Origin of the sequence: Burkholderia sp. MSMB1588 (assembly GCF_001546925.1) — a bacterium.
GTDB lineage: Bacteria > Pseudomonadota > Gammaproteobacteria > Burkholderiales > Burkholderiaceae > Burkholderia > Burkholderia humptydooensis.
On record NZ_LNJS01000001.1, the window covers coordinates 2,617,258 to 2,634,388 of the forward strand.

The 17,131-nt window shown below is 69.3% G+C and carries 17 protein-coding genes and 1 pseudogene; 12 read left to right on the forward strand and 6 right to left on the reverse strand.

What is annotated here, in order from left to right; all coding sequences use genetic code 11:
* The first annotated feature begins 13 nt into the window (after positions 1 to 13).
* The 4 genes from WS92_RS23605 to WS92_RS23620 all read left to right on the forward strand — a co-directional run bounded on the left by WS92_RS23605 (position 14) and on the right by WS92_RS23620 (position 3,275).
* The gene (locus WS92_RS23605; RefSeq protein WP_059934010.1) at positions 14 to 982 is read left to right on the forward strand and encodes an AraC family transcriptional regulator; all 969 of its coding nucleotides are present in this window, start codon (positions 14 to 16) and stop codon (positions 980 to 982) included.
* A gap of 171 nt (positions 983 to 1,153) precedes the next feature.
* The gene (locus WS92_RS23610) at positions 1,154 to 1,906 is read left to right on the forward strand and encodes an AzlC family ABC transporter permease (protein WP_059934013.1); all 753 of its coding nucleotides are present in this window, start codon (positions 1,154 to 1,156) and stop codon (positions 1,904 to 1,906) included.
* Positions 1,903 to 2,244: an AzlD domain-containing protein gene (locus tag WS92_RS23615; RefSeq protein ID WP_006025775.1), complete on the forward strand. Its 342-nt coding sequence runs from the start codon at positions 1,903 to 1,905 to the stop codon at positions 2,242 to 2,244. The genes WS92_RS23610 and WS92_RS23615 overlap by 4 nt, the downstream gene beginning before the upstream one ends.
* Positions 2,245 to 2,489: 245 nt before the next feature.
* Positions 2,490 to 3,275, forward strand: a complete 786-nt coding sequence (locus tag WS92_RS23620; protein WP_006025774.1) for a DUF4088 family protein — start codon at positions 2,490 to 2,492, stop codon at positions 3,273 to 3,275.
* 186 nt (positions 3,276 to 3,461) lie between these two features.
* Here WS92_RS23620 and WS92_RS23625 read toward each other — a convergent pair whose 3' ends face one another.
* Positions 3,462 to 3,968: a hypothetical protein gene (locus WS92_RS23625; protein WP_015601267.1), complete on the reverse strand. Its 507-nt coding sequence runs from the start codon at positions 3,966 to 3,968 to the stop codon at positions 3,462 to 3,464.
* Between the two features lie 321 nt (positions 3,969 to 4,289).
* On the opposite strand from WS92_RS23625, the gene WS92_RS23630 reads away from it, so the two are divergent.
* Positions 4,290 to 4,511 (forward strand): RNA-binding S4 domain-containing protein, encoded by a 222-nt coding sequence (locus WS92_RS23630; RefSeq protein ID WP_006025772.1) that lies wholly within the window; start codon positions 4,290 to 4,292, stop codon positions 4,509 to 4,511.
* Positions 4,512 to 4,635: 124 nt separating this feature from the next.
* Complete coding sequence (locus tag WS92_RS23635; protein ID WP_059934015.1) at positions 4,636 to 6,048, forward strand: MATE family efflux transporter; 1,413 nt, start codon at positions 4,636 to 4,638, stop codon at positions 6,046 to 6,048.
* A gap of 184 nt (positions 6,049 to 6,232) precedes the next feature.
* Here WS92_RS23635 and WS92_RS36775 read toward each other — a convergent pair.
* A pseudogene (locus WS92_RS36775) lies at positions 6,233 to 6,340 on the reverse strand (fumarate hydratase); the annotation flags it as partial.
* Between the two features lie 14 nt (positions 6,341 to 6,354).
* On the opposite strand from WS92_RS36775, the gene fumC reads away from it, so the two are divergent.
* A complete protein-coding gene (gene fumC / locus WS92_RS23640) occupies positions 6,355 to 7,749 on the forward strand; it encodes a class II fumarate hydratase (protein ID WP_015600249.1) in 1,395 nt (464 codons plus the stop codon).
* Positions 7,750 to 7,917: 168 nt separating this feature from the next.
* Here fumC and WS92_RS23645 read toward each other — a convergent pair whose 3' ends face one another.
* Together WS92_RS23645 and WS92_RS35155 are read right to left on the reverse strand one after the other, a co-directional pair.
* Positions 7,918 to 8,424 carry an acyl-CoA thioesterase gene (locus WS92_RS23645; protein ID WP_006025769.1) on the reverse strand — a complete coding sequence of 169 codons (507 nt, stop codon included), beginning with the start codon at positions 8,422 to 8,424 and terminating at the stop codon, positions 7,918 to 7,920.
* Between the two features lie 156 nt (positions 8,425 to 8,580).
* Complete coding sequence (locus WS92_RS35155) at positions 8,581 to 8,733, reverse strand: hypothetical protein (protein ID WP_162486738.1); 153 nt, start codon at positions 8,731 to 8,733, stop codon at positions 8,581 to 8,583.
* A gap of 178 nt (positions 8,734 to 8,911) precedes the next feature.
* Here WS92_RS35155 and WS92_RS23650 point away from each other — a divergent pair, with 178 nt between their 5' ends.
* Complete coding sequence (locus WS92_RS23650) at positions 8,912 to 9,622, forward strand: ArsR/SmtB family transcription factor (RefSeq protein WP_059934017.1); 711 nt, start codon at positions 8,912 to 8,914, stop codon at positions 9,620 to 9,622.
* Between the two features lie 155 nt (positions 9,623 to 9,777).
* Positions 9,778 to 12,405 carry a DUF6600 domain-containing protein gene (locus WS92_RS23655; protein ID WP_059934129.1) on the forward strand — a complete coding sequence of 876 codons (2,628 nt, stop codon included), beginning with the start codon at positions 9,778 to 9,780 and terminating at the stop codon, positions 12,403 to 12,405.
* An 84-nt stretch (positions 12,406 to 12,489) separates the two neighbouring features.
* Here the strand turns inward: WS92_RS23655 and WS92_RS23660 are convergent, their stop codons facing one another.
* Positions 12,490 to 13,461, reverse strand: coding sequence for a thymidylate synthase (locus WS92_RS23660; RefSeq protein ID WP_059934019.1), 972 nt, complete (start codon positions 13,459 to 13,461; stop codon positions 12,490 to 12,492).
* Between the two features lie 55 nt (positions 13,462 to 13,516).
* Entirely contained in the window at positions 13,517 to 14,905 is a 1,389-nt protein-coding gene (locus tag WS92_RS23665) for a sigma-54 dependent transcriptional regulator (protein ID WP_059934021.1), read from the reverse strand.
* On the opposite strand from WS92_RS23665, the gene WS92_RS36780 reads away from it, so the two are divergent.
* The 3 genes from WS92_RS36780 to WS92_RS35945 all read left to right on the forward strand — a co-directional run bounded on the left by WS92_RS36780 (position 14,828) and on the right by WS92_RS35945 (position 17,064).
* Positions 14,828 to 15,244 (forward strand): hypothetical protein, encoded by a 417-nt coding sequence (locus tag WS92_RS36780; RefSeq protein ID WP_231755983.1) that lies wholly within the window; start codon positions 14,828 to 14,830, stop codon positions 15,242 to 15,244. The genes WS92_RS23665 and WS92_RS36780 overlap by 78 nt on opposite strands.
* A gap of 358 nt (positions 15,245 to 15,602) precedes the next feature.
* On the forward strand, positions 15,603 to 15,800 hold the full coding sequence (locus WS92_RS36785; RefSeq protein WP_009913214.1) for a hypothetical protein: 198 nt from the start codon (positions 15,603 to 15,605) through the stop codon (positions 15,798 to 15,800).
* A gap of 58 nt (positions 15,801 to 15,858) precedes the next feature.
* Positions 15,859 to 17,064: a hypothetical protein gene (locus WS92_RS35945; protein WP_059934022.1), complete on the forward strand. Its 1,206-nt coding sequence runs from the start codon at positions 15,859 to 15,861 to the stop codon at positions 17,062 to 17,064.
* The last annotated feature ends 67 nt before the right edge of the window (positions 17,065 to 17,131 follow it).

A 17,131-nucleotide genomic window follows, 5' to 3' on the forward strand; every position in this document is an offset into this window, starting at 1 on the left:
GAGAGCCGCCGCCATGCGATCCGAACGCTCGCGAGAGGAAGTCCGCTACTGGCGCACGCCGCTCTTGCCGGATGCGGACTTCGTCACGGCGACCTATCACGATCACGCGTTCGCGCCCCACTGGCACGACGCGTACACGATCCCCGTCATCGAGGCGGGCGCCGAGCGCTACACGTGCCACGGCAGCGCATATGTCGCCGACGCGGGCTCGATCCCCGTCATCAATCCGGGCGAAATCCACACCGGCTCGCGCGCGGCCGACGACGGCTGGCGCTATCGCGTCGCCTACGTGCCCGTCGATTTCGTTCGCACGCTCGCCGACGAAATCGCCGGCAAGCCGCAGCCTGCACCGTGGTTCCGGCTCGACGTCATCCACGATGCGGATCTCGCCGCGCGGCTCGTCGCCGCGTATCGGTTGATGGAGGCGAGCGGCGGCGCCGCGGCCCGTCGCCTGCGGCCGGGCGAGGGACTCGGGGCGGCCGGCGGGAGTTCGGGTTCGGCTTCGGTTGGGTCCCTCGCCTCGCCTACGGACTCGTGCTCGTTCCGCGCAGGCGCGGCTCGGTCTCCCGACGATCCGCTGTCCGCCGAAACCACGATGCTCGACGCGTATTCGACGCTGATCGCCCGCCACGCGCGCAATCGCAGCGCGACGACGCGCGGCGTCGCGGCAGACCATCGGCGCGTCGACGCGATGCGCGAGCGGCTTGCCGCCGACCTGTCCGAGACCGTCACGCTATCGGACGTCGCACGGGCGGCCGGGTTGTCGCCGTTCCATGCGGCCCGCCTGTTCTCGCGCACGACCGGCATGCCGCCGCATGCATGGCGCAATCAGTTGCGCCTGCAGCGCGCGCTCGCGCCGCTGCGTGCGGGCGCGAGCGTCGCCGATGTCGCCGCCGCGTGCGGCTTCGCCGATCAGAGCCACTTCACCCGCCATTTCAAACGAATGTTCGGGGTGCCGCCGGGGCGTTGGCAGCCGTCGTAGCGTGGCGGCGGCAAGCACGTTGGCTACCCGCTTCAGTTCCAACGCGCCAGTGTTTCGACGCTCCACCTCTAGCGTCGGCTTCGGCAAAAACAACAGCATCGACACCGCAAGAACGTACAAGCGAGCGCGCGCCCCGCCCCGCTATCCTCCGCCGGACAGGAGGTAGCCGTCGTGTCCCAGTCCTGCCCCACGCATCCCCCACCCGGCCGGCTCGCCGAGTTCGCCGCCGGCGTGCGCGACACCGTCCCGATGATGGTCGGCGCGGCGCCTTTCGGCGTGATCTTCGGCACGCTCGTCACGACCGGGCCGCTCGCGCCGTGGCACGGCGAGCTGATGTCGCTCGCGCTGTTCGCCGGCTCCGCGCAGTTCATCGCGCTCGGCCTGATCGCGGGCGGCGCGAGCTACGCGGTCGTGCTCGCGACGACGTTCGTCGTCAACCTGCGCCACCTGCTGTACAGCGCGACGCTCGCGCCATATGTCGCGCATCTGCCGCTGCGGTGGCGGGCGACGCTCGGCGCGCTGATGACGGACGAAGTGTTCGCCGTCGCGTATGCGCACTATCGTCACGCCGAACCCGGCGCGACGGGACCATATCACTTCTTCGGCTCGGGCATCGCGATGTACGTGAACTGGCAGATCTGGACGATCGCGGGCCTGCTGTTCGGCGCCGCGTTCCCGCGTCTGCAATCGCTCGGCCTCGACTTCGCGATGGCGGCGACGTTCATCGCGATCGTCGTGCCGCAACTCGCCGCGCTGCGCTATCTCGCCGCCGCGGTGACGGCGGGCGCCGTCGCGTTCTTCTGCCGCGCATGGCCGTACAAGCTCGGCCTGCTCGCCGCCGTCGCCGCAGGCGTCGCGATCGGCGTCGCGCTGACGTGGCTCGCCGCGCAACGCACGCGCCGGCGGACGGAGGCCGCGTCATGAGCTACGCGCTGCTGATTCTCGGGATGGCGGCGCTCACGTCCGCGATCCGCACGACGCTCTTCCTGCTCGGCGATCGCCTCGTGTTTCCGCCGCTCGCGCTCGCCGCGCTGCGCTTCGTGCCGGTGACGGTGCTGACCGCGATCATCGTGCCGATGACCGTCGCGCCGCACGGCGGCGACGCGGAGCTGACGTGGCGCAATCCGCGACTCGTCGGCGCCGCCGCCGCGGTGCTCGTGTCCGCCGCGACGCGCCGGCCGCTCGTCACGATCGCCGCCGGGCTCGCGGCGTTCTTCTTCTGGCAGGCGCTCGTGCTGCCGCACGGCTGGCTGCCCGGCTGAGCCGTCTTCGCCGCGGCGCGCGACATCGGCGCGCACGGCCCTCAAGTTCTCGCGCGCGCTGCCGTTAAGAGGATGCAGCCCCGCGCCCGGCGGCGGGACCCGATCCAGACGAGACCCGGTCCATCCGGCGTGCGGACCGGCGGCCAGCCGCCGGTCCGCGCAGCGCGCACGCGGCCCGCCCGCGTCGGCTCGCGTGCGGGCGAAAGCGCCGGTCGAGCCGACCGGCATCGAGCATCGAGACAGACATGGGCCAGATCACTCTCACGCTGAAAGACGACACCGTCGTTTCCTTGCGCAAAGACTACGATGCGTTCGTGCGCGTGTCGCTCAAGCTCGATCCGCAATTCGTCACGCCGTCGTTCGAGGATTTCCTGCGCGCGAAGCTGCTCGACAGCATGGTGCCGCTCACCGAGCACGCGGTTCAGCGGCTTCTGCAGGGCGGCCAGTATGCGTGGGCGAAGCGCACGCTCGACAAGGAGTTTCCGGACGTCGTCTCGATCCTGATCCGGCAGGCGGGAGAATTCGGTTTCGGCTTCGCGTCGCGCTCCGAATGGACGCCCGACGAACTCGCGAAAGCGTGCCGCGACTGGGCCGCCGCCATCGTGTCCGGCGCGCAGGGCGACGCGGCGCTCGTCGATCCGCTCGCCGCGCAGATCAAGTCGGCCGTCACCGACATTCAAACGCTCGAGGAACGGATGCAGACGCCCGCGTGGCGGCTCGCCGAATCGCTGCGGCAACGCGTGTACGAGGCGAAGCTCGCGTGCGAGATGAGCGTCGGCAGCGTCGCGCGCGAAAAGCTTGGCGAGCTGCGCGGACTGCTCAGGCTCGGCATCTCGCACGGCTCGTTCCAGAAGCAGGAAGCGCAACAGATCATGGAATACCTGCGCCTTTTGAAGCCCGAGATCTTCGTCGAGGAGCCGTATGACATCTTCGCGCGCGCCGCCGCGTGGTTGCGCAGCGTGTTCATGGTCCAGACGCCCGCGCGCGGCGCGCAGAACGCGTCGCAGCCGCAAGGCCGGCGGCGCTCGTAGCGTGCGGCGCCTCCGCTCGTTCATCGGCGCGCGCGGGTAGGCGATTCGACCGCGCGAAAGCGCCTCCCCGACAACGCAACGGCCCGGACCGCATGATGCGATCCGGGCCGTTGCCCTTCAGCCTGAGCGCGCCGCGTCGGGCGGGCCTTCCGGGGCGAACCGCCCGCGCGCCTCGCCTGGCGGCGCTTACTCGCCCGCGCCGGCCTTCACGCCGCCGTTGACGGACACCGAGCCGTTCGCGCCGCCCACGACGCCCTTCGCGAGACCGCCCGCCGCGCCCGCGACACCGCCGACCGCGTTCGTCGCGCCGCCGACCACGTTGCCCGCCGCGTTCGTCGCGCCGCTGACGGCGTTGCCCGCCGCATTCGTCGCGCCTTCGACCGCGCCGCTCGCCTTCGTCTTCGCATCCGCACCGAGTTCGGCCGCTTCGTCGGCCTTCGCCTTCGCCTTGGCCTTCGCGTGCTTCACGTGCTTCTTCGCCGAATGCTTGACGGCGTTCTCCGCCGCTTCCGGCGATGCAGCCGACGCATCGCCGCCCGCGTTCAGTTGCGCGCTCGCGCCCGCCTTCTGGCCGAGCACGTCGGCCGAGCCGCCGACCGAACCTTGCGTCGCCACGCCTGCCGTCTGCGCGAAAGCGCTCGTCGCCATCGCCGCCACCGCGGCACCGATCAGCATTGCACGAATCTTGGACATCGCAATTCTCCTCAACAAAGTCGTTGGATGCGGCGCGCCTTCGAACCGGCCCGCCGCTATGGGCCCGCCGCGACATGCAGCGAGTCCGTGTACAGACCGGCCGCTCTCGTTCGCAGTTCGCCGTTCTCGCCAACTGTTACCCACCGTTTCATTTGCTGACGAGTTCGACACACTCGCTTACAAGCAGCGGCCCGAATCGCGCGAAACCCGGACAACATTTGACGCGCGCCTTACACCGCACGCGGCGCGCATCGCTTATGATGCGATGCCCGCTGCGCGGCGGGCTCTCGTCTGCGCGCGCTCGTCTCCGTTTTCATTGCCATGCCCAATCTCGATTTCACGCTGACCGGCGAATTCGTCGAACTGCATAACCTGCTGAAGCTCACGGGTCTCGCGGATAGCGGCGGCTCGGCGAAGATGATCGTCGCGTCGGGCGCCGTGAAGGTCGACGGCGCGATCGAGCTGCGCAAGACCTGCAAGATCCGCGCGGGACAGGTCGTGCTGCTCGGCGACACGCGCATCGCCGTGCACGGCGCGTCATAGTGAGCCCCTGCCGATCGTAAGGCCATCGACGATGGCTCATCGACAGCGCTTGCGGAAACTCGTAAGCTGATCGTTTCGCAAAAATAAGCAAAGCGCGGGCGGGCCGCTCGTGCGAACGCGTCCCATGTCGCCTACCGGTTTCACGCGAGCGGCCGCTGCGCCGCCTCCCACGCTGTCCCGCCACGCCGCCGATACGGCGCGCCTCGCCGCGCCGCTCGCGATCGCGCAACTCTCGCAAATGGCGATGAGCGTCACCGACACGGTGCTGCTCGGCTCGCTCGGCCCCGACGCGCTCGCGGCGGGCGGCCTCGGCGCGAATCTGTTCTTCGTCGTCGTGACGCTGCTGCAGGGCGTACTGACGTCGGTCAGCGTGAGCGTGGCGCACGCACGCGGCGCAAAGGCCGAGGATCGCGTGCCGCATATCTATTGGACGGGCTTCGCGCTGTCGCTGTTGCTCGCGGTTCCAGCGTTCGCGCTGCTGTCGTTCGCGGAGCCGCTGTTGCGCGTGTTCGGCGAACCGGCGGCGCTCGCGCACAACGTCGGCGAATACGCGGCCGTGCTGCGCTTCGCGGCGCCCGGCAGCCTGATCGGCGTCGGGCTGATGCGCTCGTTCTTGCCCGCGATCGGCGCGGCGAAGCGACTGCTTTGGGTGTCGCTCGCGAGCGTCGGCGTCAACGCGTTTCTCAACTACGGACTGATCCACGGCGCGTTCGCGCTGCCGCGGCTCGGCTTCCTCGGCTCCGCTACGGCAACCACGATCACGATCTGGCTCACCGCGATCACGCTCGTCGCGCTGCTGCACGGACGGCCGACGTTCAAGCACTTCGTCGCCGCCACGCGGCCGCGGCTGCCGCTGATGGGCGAGCTGTTCGGCATCGGCTGGCCGGTCGCGATCACGTACGGCGTCGAGTCGACGCTCTTTCTCGCGACGGGCCTCACGGTCGGCGTGCTCGGCGAATCGTCGCTCGCCGCGCACCAGATCGCGCTCAACGTCGCGTCGGTCGCATTCATGGTGCCGCTCGCGATCGGTCAGGCCGCGAACGTGCGCGTCGGCTACTGGGCGGGCGCGGGCGCGCCCGTTGCCGCGCGGCATGCGGGCTTCGTCGCGCTCGGGCTCGGCATCGCATTCATGTCGCTGTCGGGGCTCGTACTGATCGTCGCGCCGCACGCGATCGTCGGCCTTTACCTGAAGCTCGACGATCCCGCAAACGCGCACACGGTCGCGCTCGCGACGTCGCTGCTCGGCATCGCCGCGGTGTTCCAGATCGTCGACGGGATGCAGACGGTCGGCTCCGGCTGCCTGCGCGGCCTGAAGGACACACGCGTGCCGATGCTCGCCGCGACGCTCGGCTACTGGGGCATCGGCTTTCCGACCGGCTACTGGTTCGCGTTCCACGCGGGCCTCGGCGCGCGCGGATTATGGTGGGGGCTCGCGGCCGGCCTCGCGAGCGTCGCGGTGCTGATGACGTGGCGATTTCACCGGAAGAGCGCCGCGCTCGGCGCGCGGGCGGGGGCTCGAGGACGGGCTTCGACGTAAGCGCGCAAGCGCATGATCCGCTGCCCTCGACGGGCTCGACGAAGCGGCCAATGTCGTCCCGCATCGAACATGCGCGCGCGACGCCGCCCCGACACGAAGCGATCGCATCCGAACGCCGCCGCGCACGTCGATGCGCGCATGCATCGCACCGCGCCATTCGTCGCGGCGCACCTGCGCGCCGCGGCACGAAATCGCGTGCAGCGCTATGCTTGCCCAACAGTGGACGCCGTCGCGAGAACGGCTCCGTCCCCGCATACGCATTGCGCCGCGACCGCGCGGCGCTCCCCGTCATCCAAAGGAGCAATCATGAGCGAAGCAGTACGGATGGAACGCGACACGTTCGGCGAAATCGCAGTGCCGGCGGCCCGGCTGTGGGGCGCGCAAACGCAGCGCTCGCTGCAGAACTTCAAGATCTCGACCGAGAAGCAGTCGCCCGAACTGATTCACGCGCTCGCGCTGGTCAAGCGCGCGGCGGCCGCCGTCAATCTCGAACTTGGCGTGCTCGCGCAGGACAAGGCGAACGCGATCATCGCCAGCGCCGACGAGATCATCGCCGGCCGTCATCCCGACGAATTCCCGCTCGTCGTCTGGCAGACGGGCTCGGGCACGCAGACCAACATGAACCTCAACGAGGTGATCGCGAACCGCGCGAGCGAGCTGCTCGGCGGCGAGCGGGGCGAAAGCCGCAACGTGCATCCGAACGACGACGTCAATCGCGGCCAGTCGTCGAACGACGTGTTCCCGACCGCGATGCACGTCGCCGCCGCGCGCGCGATCGTCGGCCATCTGCTGCCCGCGCTGCGCACGCTGCGCGCGACGCTCGACGCGAAGGCCGCCGCCTTCGCCGACATCGTGAAGATCGGCCGCACGCACCTGCAGGACGCGACGCCGCTCACGCTCGGCCAGGAATTCTCCGGCTACGTCGCGCAGCTCGATCAGGGCATTCGCCACGTCGAGGCGGCGCTGCCCCATCTGTATGAACTCGCGCAAGGCGGCACGGCGGTCGGCACGGGCCTGAACGCGCATCCGAAGTTCGCGGCGGGCGTCGCGGCCGAGATCGGCCGGCTCACGGGATTGCCGTTCGTCAGCGCGCCGAACAAGTTCGAAGTGATGGCCGCAGCCGACGCGCTCGTGTTCGCGCACGGCGCGCTGAAGACGGTCGCCGCGAGCCTGATGAAGATCGCGAACGACATCCGCTGGCTCGCGAGCGGGCCGCGCTGCGGGCTCGGCGAGCTGTCGATTCCGGAGAACGAGCCGGGCAGCTCGATCATGCCGGGCAAGGTCAATCCGACGCAATCGGAAGCGGTGACGATGCTGTGCTGCCAGGTGTTCGGCAACGACGTCGCGGTAAACTTCGGCGGCGCGAGCGGCAATTTCGAGCTGAACGTGTTCCGGCCGATGATTGCGCACAACGTGCTGCAGTCGGTGCGGCTGCTCGCGGACGGCGCGCAAAGCTTCAACGATCACTGCGCGGCCGGCATCGAGCCGAATCGCGCGCGCATCGACGCGCTCCTCAACGAATCGCTGATGCTCGTGACGGCGCTCAATCCGCACATCGGCTACGACAAGGCCGCGCAGATCGCGAAGAAGGCGCACAAGGAAGGCACGACGCTCAAAGCCGCCGCGCTGGCGCTCGGTTACGTGACCGACGCGCAATTCGACGAATGGGTGCGGCCGGAGAAGATGGTCGGCAACCGCTGACCCCGGCGCGGCAGGCGTCGCGCACGGCTGCACGCCGGATCGCGTTCCTTCGTATCGCGCGCTTCGCGCTTCAAACGAAAAACGCCGCGAACGATCGCGGCGTTTTTCTCGATTCGATGCGCCGGGCGCCCGGCATCCTGCTTTTGCGCACGCGAAGGCGGCGAACGCTCACACTTCCCCTTTCGCGACTTCCTCGGGCTTGAGCTCGACGATCTTGTCGAGCGCCTCACGCACGTCCATCGCGTACTGCGCGAGCCGCTTCTGCTCGCCGGTGACGGGCACGAACGGCGGCACCGGCACCGGATTGCCGTTCTCGTCGACCGCGACGAACACGACGAGGCAATCGGTCGTCTGGCGCAGCACGCCGCCCTTCGGATCGCCCGCGTGCACCGACACGTGGATATGCATGCTCGTGCGGCCCGTCGCGACGACGCGCGCCTTCAGCTCGACGAGATTGCCGACGAGGATCGGCCGCTGGAAGCGGATGTTGCCGACGCTCACCGTCACGCAATAGCGGCTCGACCAGATCGCCGCGCACGCGTACGCGGTCTCGTCGATCCATTTCATCAGCGCGCCGCCGTGCACCTTGCCGCCGAAGTTGACGGACGTCGGCTCGGCGAGGAAGCGGAAAACGGTTTCGGTGCGATCAAGCGGCGCGGGGGGCGTGGCGGACATCTCGGCTGGCTCCGGTTCTGCTGTGTGGCGGGAAAGGAGACGATTATACGTTGCGCTGCGACATAGCGCCGCAGCCGCCGTTTCGGGCCAGCGCCCGCGCCGATGCGGGAGCGGCGCTTGCTCGCGACCGCGCGCTCTGCGGTCGGCTTTGCGCCGTCAGTTGCGGATCGTCACGCCCTGATCGATCGTGCCGTACATCTCGATGCGGCCGGTCCCGGCGCCCGATCCGCCGGCGCCGCCGGACGCGCAGCCCGCGCAGACGAACGCGGCAATGAGGGTGGCAACAAGTGTTTTCATCGGAAGAAGCATCGTCGAGCGGCCGGCGCGCCGCGATCGCGCGCCGGCGAGTCATCGGACGTCGCATTCTACGCGCGCCGTCATGGCGAGCGCAGCAAACGCCGGCGCGCATCCGACATTTCAGCCCGCCCCGAAACATCGAATGCCATACGCGCCTACACTCGAGCTATTTCCTTCCCGAGGTTCGCCAATGTCCGCTTCCGATCGCGATCACCATTTCCCCGGCTTGAGCCATCTCGGCGCGCTGCTCGCCGATCCGGGACGCGCCGCGATGCTCTGGGCGCTGATGGACGGCAGCGCGCGCCCCGCGGGCGAGCTGACGATGATCGTCGGGCTGTCGCCGTCGGCGGCGAGCGCGCATCTCGCGCGGCTCGCGGACGGCGGCCTCCTCGCGCTCAACGTGCGCGGCCGCCATCGCTATTACCGGATCGCGTCGCCCGATATCGCCGCGGCGATCGAGGCGCTCGCGAACGTCGCGCAGGCGGCCGCGCCGCGGCGCCCGATCCCCCAGCCGGCGCGCATCGTGCCGCCCGACATGCGCTATGCGCGCACCTGCTACGACCACATGGCGGGCGAGCTAGCGGTCCAGGTGTTCGAGCGGCTGATGTCGCGCGGCTGGCTGACAGCCGCGGACGGCACGCTCGATGCGAGCGCGGCGGGCGCCGCGCAGTTCGCGCAATGGGGCATCGACATCGGCGGCCAGCGCGCGAAGCGCCGGCGCTTCGCGTGCACGTGCCCGGACTGGAGCGAGCGCCGTCCGCACCTGGGCGGCTCGCTCGGCGCGGCGCTCCTCGAAAGCTTCCGCCAACGCGGCTGGATCGAGCATGCGGCCAAGCCTCGCGTGCTGCGCGTGACGCCCGCCGGCCAGCGCGAATTCGACGCCTTGCTTACCGGCGAATGACGCGCGCTTTCATTGCTCTGACGAATTCCGCCGTGCCGACAACTCTTGTTACACGCACATCAAATCGCATAACAAAACCACCGTCACTGAAACATGCCGAGCGGATAGAGTGGATTCATACGGCGCGTGCCACGCCGGACAATACAGAGACAATGATGACCATCCTTGCCACTCGCCATCCGTTTGCGCTTTCGCGCATCGCCCGCTACACGCTCGTCGCCGTCGCAATGCTCGCTGCGTTACCGCCCGCCATCGCGCAAAACGTCGCCCCGCCGCCCGCCGGCGTCGCCCAGCAAGCGGGCGGCGATCCGCCGAGCCGCGTCGCGCGCCTGAACTACCTGTCCGGGGCCGTCACGACCGAGCCCGCGGGCGCGAGCGACTGGTCGTACGCAGCCGTCAACCGTCCGCTCACGACGGGCGACCAGCTATGGAACGATTCGGGCGCGCGCTCCGAGCTGCACATCGGCTCGACCGCGGTGCGGCTCGGCCAATCGACGAGCCTGTCGATCCTCAATCTCGACGACGCGAACACGCAACTGAAGGTGCCGCTCGGCACGCTGTCGACGCACGTGCGCGAACTGCCGCCCGGCACGTCGTATGAAATCGACACGCCGAACCTCGCGCTCGCGGTCGGCTCGCCCGGCGATTATCGCGTCGACGTCGCGCCCGACGGTTCGAGCACGACCGTCACCGTGCGGCGCGGCAGCGCAACCGTCTACGGCGACGGCACACAGATGCCGGTGTCGGCCGGCCAGCGGGTCGTCTTCACGGGCACCGGGCTGCAAGTCGCGGACACGGGCGCCGTGGCGCCGCCCGACGGCCTCGACGACTGGGCCGCTAGCCGCGATGCAGCCGAGGAACGCTCCGTGTCGGCCCGCTACGTATCGCGCGAAATCCCGGGCTACCAGGACCTCGACGCGAACGGAACGTGGCGCGACGACCCCGATTACGGCGAGGTGTGGGTGCCGAGCGCGGTGCCCGCCGGCTGGGCGCCGTACCACACCGGCCACTGGATCTGGCAGGCGCCGTGGGGCTGGACCTGGGTCGACGACGAGCCGTGGGGCTTCGCGCCGTATCACTACGGCCGCTGGGCGTACGTCGACGACTCGTGGGCATGGGTGCCGGGCCCGCTCGTCGTCAGCGCGCCACCGTGCTACGCGCCCGCGCTCGTCGCGTTCGTCGGCGGGGGCGGCGGCGGCTTCGACTGGAGCGTGAGCCTCGCGGTCGGCGGCATTGCGGCGGCGGGCGTCGCGTGGTTCCCGCTCGGGCCGCGCGACCCGTGGCGGCCGAGCTGGGGCGGCTGGAGCCCGCACTACTACCAGCGCGTGAACCAGACGGTAATCGTGAACAACGTCAACAACATCAACGTCAACAAGACGGTGAACGTGACGAACATCACGAACATCCACAACACGTACGTGAACTTCCGCGCGCCGAACGCGGTGACGGCCGTGCCGGCGACCGCGTTCGTCCACGGGCAGCCGGTGTCGCGCTTCGCGCAGAAGGTCGATCCGCAGCAGTGGCGCAATGCGCACATCGGCTCGGGCGCGCCGGGCGTCGCGCCGGTTCGGCAAAGCTTCACGGGCGCACTGCGCAACGCCGCGTACCGGCCGCCCGCGGCCGTCGAGCAGCGCTCGATCGTCGCGACGCGCAACCCGGCCGTGCCGGCCGCTTATCACGATCAGCTCGCCGCGCATCTCGCGCAGAGCGGCGCGCGCGTGCCGGGCGCGGGCGCGCCCGTCGTGAAGACCACCGTGCCGCCGAACTACGCGATGCGGCCGGTACGCACGCCCGAGAACACCGGCGCGCCGAACCGCTGGGCGATGCGCAACGTGCAGCTCGTCGACACGCACGCGAGCGTCGCGCAACCCGCGCGCGGCCCGCAGGGCGGCGCGGGCAATCCGGCCGCGCGCGCGGGCGAACGGCCGCAGCCGAATATGCCGCAGCCGAACGCAGCTCAACCGAATGCGGCTCAACTGAATGCCGCGCCATCGAACTTCGCGCGCCCCGGCGTTCCGCAGCCGGGCGCCACGCAGCCAAATGCACCGCACGCGCCGGCTGTTCCCGGTGCGCCGGGCGGGCCGCAAAACGCGATGCGGCCTGACGCGTCCCGGCCGAACGGGGCCCGGCCGAATCCCGCGCCGTCGCCCCAAAACGGCGTGCCGCGGCCGCCCACGGCCGTCGAGAACCCGGGCGCGCGCAACGAAGCGCGTGCGCCGGGCGAAACGCAGCGTCCGCAGCCGTCCTGGACGCAGCCGCATCCGCCGATCCAGCAGCAGCGCGCGAACGAAGGCCGGCCGCGCGCGAACGTCGAGCCGAATGCGCCGCTCAATTACCGGTCGCCGACGCAGAACGCGGTGCCGCCGATCCGCTCGACGCCGACGCCCACGCACTCCGCCCAGCCCGCGCCGCAGCCCGCCGAGCGCACGCAGCCGCAGCCGGCATGGCAGCAGGCGCCGCGAAACGAAATGCGCGCGCCCGAAGCGCCGCGCAGCGCGCCGCGCGAGGCCCCGCGTCAGGAAGCCGCACCGCCCGCGCCGCGCAGCGAATATCGCGCGCCGGCCCCCGCGCCGCGTCCGCAGGTTGAAGCACCGAGGATGGAAGCCCCGCGGATGCCCGCACCGCGAATGGAAGCGCCGAGGATGGAGCCGCGCCCCGCCGCGCCGCCGCCCGCCGTGCCGCACAACCCGCCGCCCGCGCCCCGCCAGGAGCCGCAGCATCAGGTGCGCCCCGATCAGCAGCACGGTTTCGCCCCTCACCGCGAAGAGCGCCGGCACGCGTAACTGCAGCGCACGCCTCGCATCAACGAAAAACCCGCGAATTCGCGGGTTTTTTTCATGGGTCGATCGAGACGGGCCGCGCGCCGTTCAGACGGCCATCGGCGCGGTCAGCGGTTCGTGATGGCGATAGCCGACGAGCGCGAAGTCCGACGGCTCGATGCGCTCGAGCCATTGCGGCTCGTACTCGCCCGTCTTCGCGTAATCGGGCACGCGCTCGGCGATCTCGAGCCGCGGGCTCTCGAACGGCTCGCGCTCGAGTTGCTGCTTGAGCATGTCGAGCTGATTCTCGTAGATATGCGCATCGCCGATGAAGTATGTGAACCAGCGCGGCGTGTAGCCCGTCAGCCGGCCGACGAGCGTGAGGAGCGCCGCGCCTTCCGCGAGATTGAACGGCGTGCCGAGTCCGATGTCGTTGCTGCGGATGTACAGGCACAGCGAGATTTCGCGGCGCTCGACGTTCGGCAGGAACTGATAGAGCAGATGGCACGCGGGCAGCGCGATCTCGTCGAGCACCGCGGGATTCCAGCCGTGGAACAGGATGCGCCGGCTCGACGGATCGCGCACGATCGTATCGAGGCAGTCGCGCAACTGATCGATCGCCTTGTGGAGCAGCACCTTCTCCGCGCCGTCCTCCTCGAAGCGCGCGACGACGCGAAAGCCGCGCGACGTCGCATCGGCGATCTGCGCGCCGGCGTGCGCGTCGAGCGCCTTGTAGCCCGGCCAGCGCCGCCATTGGACGCCGTACACGTCGCCGAGATCGTCGACGCCGCGGCGATACGGATTCGCGAGCCACTGCGCGTTCTCATTCGCATTCGCGTCCCACACCTTGCAGCCGAGCGCGCGAAAATCGGCCGCGCTGCGCGTCGCGCGCAGGAAGCCGACGAGTTCGCCGATCGCCGACTTGAACGCGAGCTTCTTCGTCGTCACGGCGGGAAAGCCCTGCTGCAGATCGAAGCGCAGCATCGCGCCGGGGATGCCGATCGTGCGGATGCCCGTGCGGTTGCTCTGCCAGGCGCCGGTGTCGAGAATGGTGCGAACGAGATCGAGATACTGTTTCATGCGGGTTCCTCCGGCCGCGAAAGCGGTCGTGCCCGCCATTTTAGCAAGGCCCGCCCTAGCAGGCCCGGCGCAGGTCCTCTTCGCGCTTCGCGCGCGTGCTGCCGTCGTCGCGCATCCCGTACGCGCAAAGCAGGCGATAGAGCGTCACCCGCGATACGCCGAGCTCGCGCGCGGCGTCCGCGAGCCGGCCGCGATGCCGCAGCAGCGCGACCTCGATCGCGTGCCGCTCCGCGCTCTCGCGCGCCTCCTCGAGCGACATCGGCTCGACTTCCGCGTAGCCCGACAGCTCGAGATCGGCCGCGCTGATCATCCGCCCCTCCGACATCACGATCGCGCGCCGCACCCGGTTGATCAGCTCGCGCACGTTGCCCGGCCACGCATAGTTGTGAAGCGCCGCGATCGCATCGGGCGTGAAGCCGCGCAGCCGCCGGTGCGCGTCGCCCTTGAAGCGCTCGAGCATGTGCCGCGCGAGGATCTCGATGTCCTTGCCGCGCTCGCGCAGCGGCGGCTCCTCAAGCTTCAGCACGCACAGCCGGTGATACAGGTCCTCTCGAAAGCGCCCGTTGCGCAGCGCGACCTGCATGTCGACGTGCGTCGCGGAAATGATCCGCACGTCGACCGGAATCGACTGGTGTCCGCCGACGCGCTCGACCTTGTGCTCCTGCAGGAAGCGCAACAGGCTCGCCTGGCTCTCGAACGGCAGATCGCCGATTTCGTCGAGGAACAGCGTGCCGCCGTTCGCCGCTTCGATACGGCCGATCTTGCGCTGATTCGCGCCGGTGAACGCGCCGCGCTCGTAGCCGAACAACTCGGCCTGCAACAGCGTCGGCGGAATCGCGCCGCAGTTGATCGCGACGAACGGCGCGCTCGCGCGCGCAGAGCGCTCGTGAATCGCGACGGCCGTCAGCTCCTTGCCGGTGCCGGACTCGCCGGAGATGAACACCGGCGCGTCGGTCGTGGCAACCTTGCGGATCATCTTGAAGAGCGCGAGCATCGCGTCGCAGGTGCCGACCATCTCGCCCTCGTTGCGCACCGTCGCGGCGGCGGCGGGCGCGAGCCCTTCCGACAGCGTGACCATGCCGTACGCGTGGCCGACCGACTCGACGATGCGGTCGCACTCGTAGGGCACCGTCACGTAGTCGAAGCAGTAATCGCGCACGAAGCGGCGCACCGCTTCGTCTTCCATCTGCCCTCGCCTCGTCGTCGCGATCCAGCCGACGTTCGGCGTCTTCAGACTCGCTTCGAGTTCGCGCAATTCGGCGGCCCCGACCCCGCACGAAAAATCGAGCAAGCCGCCCGCCATCACGCCGCGCGCGGCGGAGCGCCGCATCTCGCGAGGCGAATCGACAACGTCGACCTGCCAGCCATGCTGGCCGAAACAGCGCCGCAGATCCGCATCAGGACGATGGGAATAGTAAATGAGGTGTCTAGCCGCAACATCCATGACGCCACCCAGTCAACAATTTGCGCCGCGCCGCCCGACACCGGTGCGCGACGGAACCGGACCGGGCCCCGCGAGAAGGGCCCGGCCCGTCATTTTTCACTACCACTGGAACTGCGTTCCCCATCAATCGGCGCTTGGTTCGAAAAAAGGGCCGTGGTCTCTCCGCCCGTTCCCGAATCCATGTTGTCTCAGCGTACTGACAAGCATGCGACGAAGCAAATGAATTCAATCAAGCATTTTTTCAGCATCGGCTGCATTGAAAATACCGTTGCATTCCTCTGCTTGAAACGTGACAGATCGTGTTTATCGATTCACTTAATTCGTCGCACACTTGAGTAGAAGATTAGATTAATCCTTCATTTTTTGAATCAGCGGTATTCCCGAGGGCCCGTTTCAAAGCTGAAACGTTTTGTGCGCGTTTGACCGCGCACTCATTCGTCCGCGCATTTCCGCAGCCCGAACGCGCAACGGATTGCACGCGATGGCATGCATTTCGCTCGATCACCGGCAAAACCGGAGAGATGTCATGCGAATCGCTGCCTGCCTTGCCTGTCGACGGCATTCCATCGCCGCAGCATTCGCCATATCGCTTGCCGCCCCGTGTCCTTATGTCGCAGTCGCGCACGAAAACAAAACGTATCGGATCGTCGACGCGCAGCCCGGGCACGTTGCCGCAGCCGGCTGGGGCGAACGTTTCGTGCGCGTCGATGCCGGCGCATCCGCGCGACAGCGCGATCGCGCGCCGGCGCCCGCTCCCGTCGCGACGCCGCCGCCGCTCGTCGACGGCGGCGCGACCGTGACGCTGTGGGACGAGATCGGCCCGCCAGCGCCGCTGCCCATGCCGTCGAACGCACGCATGATCCACGGCGACGGCGTGAGCTATACGCGGCAATGACGCATCCGGATGCGAATCGCCGCTGCGACACAACCACGCAATATCAAGAGGAAACGAGATGACCGCCCTGCCCGACGCCTCGCACCCGTCGTCGCGCCGCGCGCTGCCGGCCATACGAACCGGTTTCAACGCCGCGAACGTGCACGTCGAGCCGGTAGGCGCGGTTGCGCGCAGCATCGCGCATCTGCGTGCGGCCACTTCGTGCGCCGCCTGTCGGTACGCAGTGCGCACTCGCGACGCTCGAAACGAGCATGACGATCGTGACGATCTCGACGCGCGGGCCACGCCCGCGCCGATGCATCGCATGAGCGTGACCGCGCTCGGCGCGCGAAGCGCACGCGTCTCGCGTCTGTCCGAATTGAAGCATTCACGCACGTCCATCCATCCCGCTCTGCGCCGCGCATCGCATGCGACGGCGAACGCAGGATGCATCGCATCGGCGAACCCGTCGGGTTCGTCGCCCGCGCATCGACGCGCGGGCACAGCAGTTCTTCAGCGCCGCAGCGTCACGATCCTCGCGCTGCGCGCGGAAGCGGAAGCCGCCTCGGATAGCGAACTATCCGAGGCGGCCCCCAAATACGGAAGTCTGGGACAGCCGGCGGGGGGGCATGACTTGCGGCGGGCATTGCGCCACGGCGACGCGCTCGCGCATCTCATCGGAATCGTCCAGGTCGTCCAGATAGCCGGAGCCGTTCATGCAACGGCGAACGTTTTGGTGCTCCGTCCCCCGGCGGGCACTCTTTTTGACAGCGGAATCCATGCGCGCAGCAGCGCGACGAAACGCCCGCTCGTTGCAACGGTGAAGCGAGCGTCGGCACACGGTTCCACGTTCATCTCGCCGCGCCGCCGCGTTTCGCGCGGCGCGACAAACATCGCATCGCGCACCGCCCCGCCGCGCGGGCTCGCGCGTGCCGGTCGCGCCAGCGATGCAGCGGCGAGCGCCGATGCGCGGCGAATCGCGACGATGCCGGACCGCGCGTGCGGCACGTGCGACCGCCGTGATGCGCATCGGGCCGCATGCGCGCCGTCCATCGCGAGCGCGTCGGCTTCCGCATGCAGGCGACGACGTTCGCGCGATGCGCAAGACGTCGGCAACGTCGCGGCATGTCGCGGCGCCGCGGATCTTTTTCATGCGGGGAGAGCAGGCGTGCTCGCCGCGTCGAGCGCGCGCCGCGTGGCGACAAGCGCCATCGACATCACCGAAACGAAGACCGCCGGCGGTGCCGGCGCGACGCAGGACAACCATTCGCCGCCGCCGCGCTGACGCGCAGCCGTCGACGGCTTCTTCATGGAGCATGCGCATTGCGTCGCCGCGATCGCGGCGCGACGCG

Excerpts from the sequence above, each read along its gene's own strand:
- WS92_RS23605 (WP_059934010.1), top strand. The coding sequence starts at position 14 with ATGCGATCCGAACGCTCGCGAGAGGAAGTCCGCTACTGGCGCACGCCG.
- WS92_RS23615 (WP_006025775.1), top strand. The coding sequence starts at position 1,903 with ATGAGCTACGCGCTGCTGATTCTCGGGATGGCGGCGCTCACGTCCGCG.
- WS92_RS23620 (WP_006025774.1), top strand. The coding sequence starts at position 2,490 with ATGGGCCAGATCACTCTCACGCTGAAAGACGACACCGTCGTTTCCTTG.
- WS92_RS23625 (WP_015601267.1), bottom strand. The coding sequence starts at position 3,968 with ATGTCCAAGATTCGTGCAATGCTGATCGGTGCCGCGGTGGCGGCGATG.
- WS92_RS23630 (WP_006025772.1), top strand. The coding sequence starts at position 4,290 with ATGCCCAATCTCGATTTCACGCTGACCGGCGAATTCGTCGAACTGCAT.
- WS92_RS23635 (WP_059934015.1), top strand. The coding sequence starts at position 4,636 with ATGTCGCCTACCGGTTTCACGCGAGCGGCCGCTGCGCCGCCTCCCACG.
- fumC (WP_015600249.1), top strand. The coding sequence starts at position 6,355 with ATGAGCGAAGCAGTACGGATGGAACGCGACACGTTCGGCGAAATCGCA.
- WS92_RS23645 (WP_006025769.1), bottom strand. The coding sequence starts at position 8,424 with ATGTCCGCCACGCCCCCCGCGCCGCTTGATCGCACCGAAACCGTTTTC.
- WS92_RS35155 (WP_162486738.1), bottom strand. The coding sequence starts at position 8,733 with ATGCTTCTTCCGATGAAAACACTTGTTGCCACCCTCATTGCCGCGTTC.
- WS92_RS23650 (WP_059934017.1), top strand. The coding sequence starts at position 8,912 with ATGTCCGCTTCCGATCGCGATCACCATTTCCCCGGCTTGAGCCATCTC.
- WS92_RS23655 (WP_059934129.1), top strand. The coding sequence starts at position 9,778 with ATGACCATCCTTGCCACTCGCCATCCGTTTGCGCTTTCGCGCATCGCC.
- WS92_RS23660 (WP_059934019.1), bottom strand. The coding sequence starts at position 13,461 with ATGAAACAGTATCTCGATCTCGTTCGCACCATTCTCGACACCGGCGCC.
- WS92_RS36780 (WP_231755983.1), top strand. The coding sequence starts at position 14,828 with ATGCTGGCCGAAACAGCGCCGCAGATCCGCATCAGGACGATGGGAATA.
- WS92_RS23665 (WP_059934021.1), bottom strand. The coding sequence starts at position 14,905 with ATGGATGTTGCGGCTAGACACCTCATTTACTATTCCCATCGTCCTGAT.
- WS92_RS35945 (WP_059934022.1), top strand. The coding sequence starts at position 15,859 with ATGACCGCCCTGCCCGACGCCTCGCACCCGTCGTCGCGCCGCGCGCTG.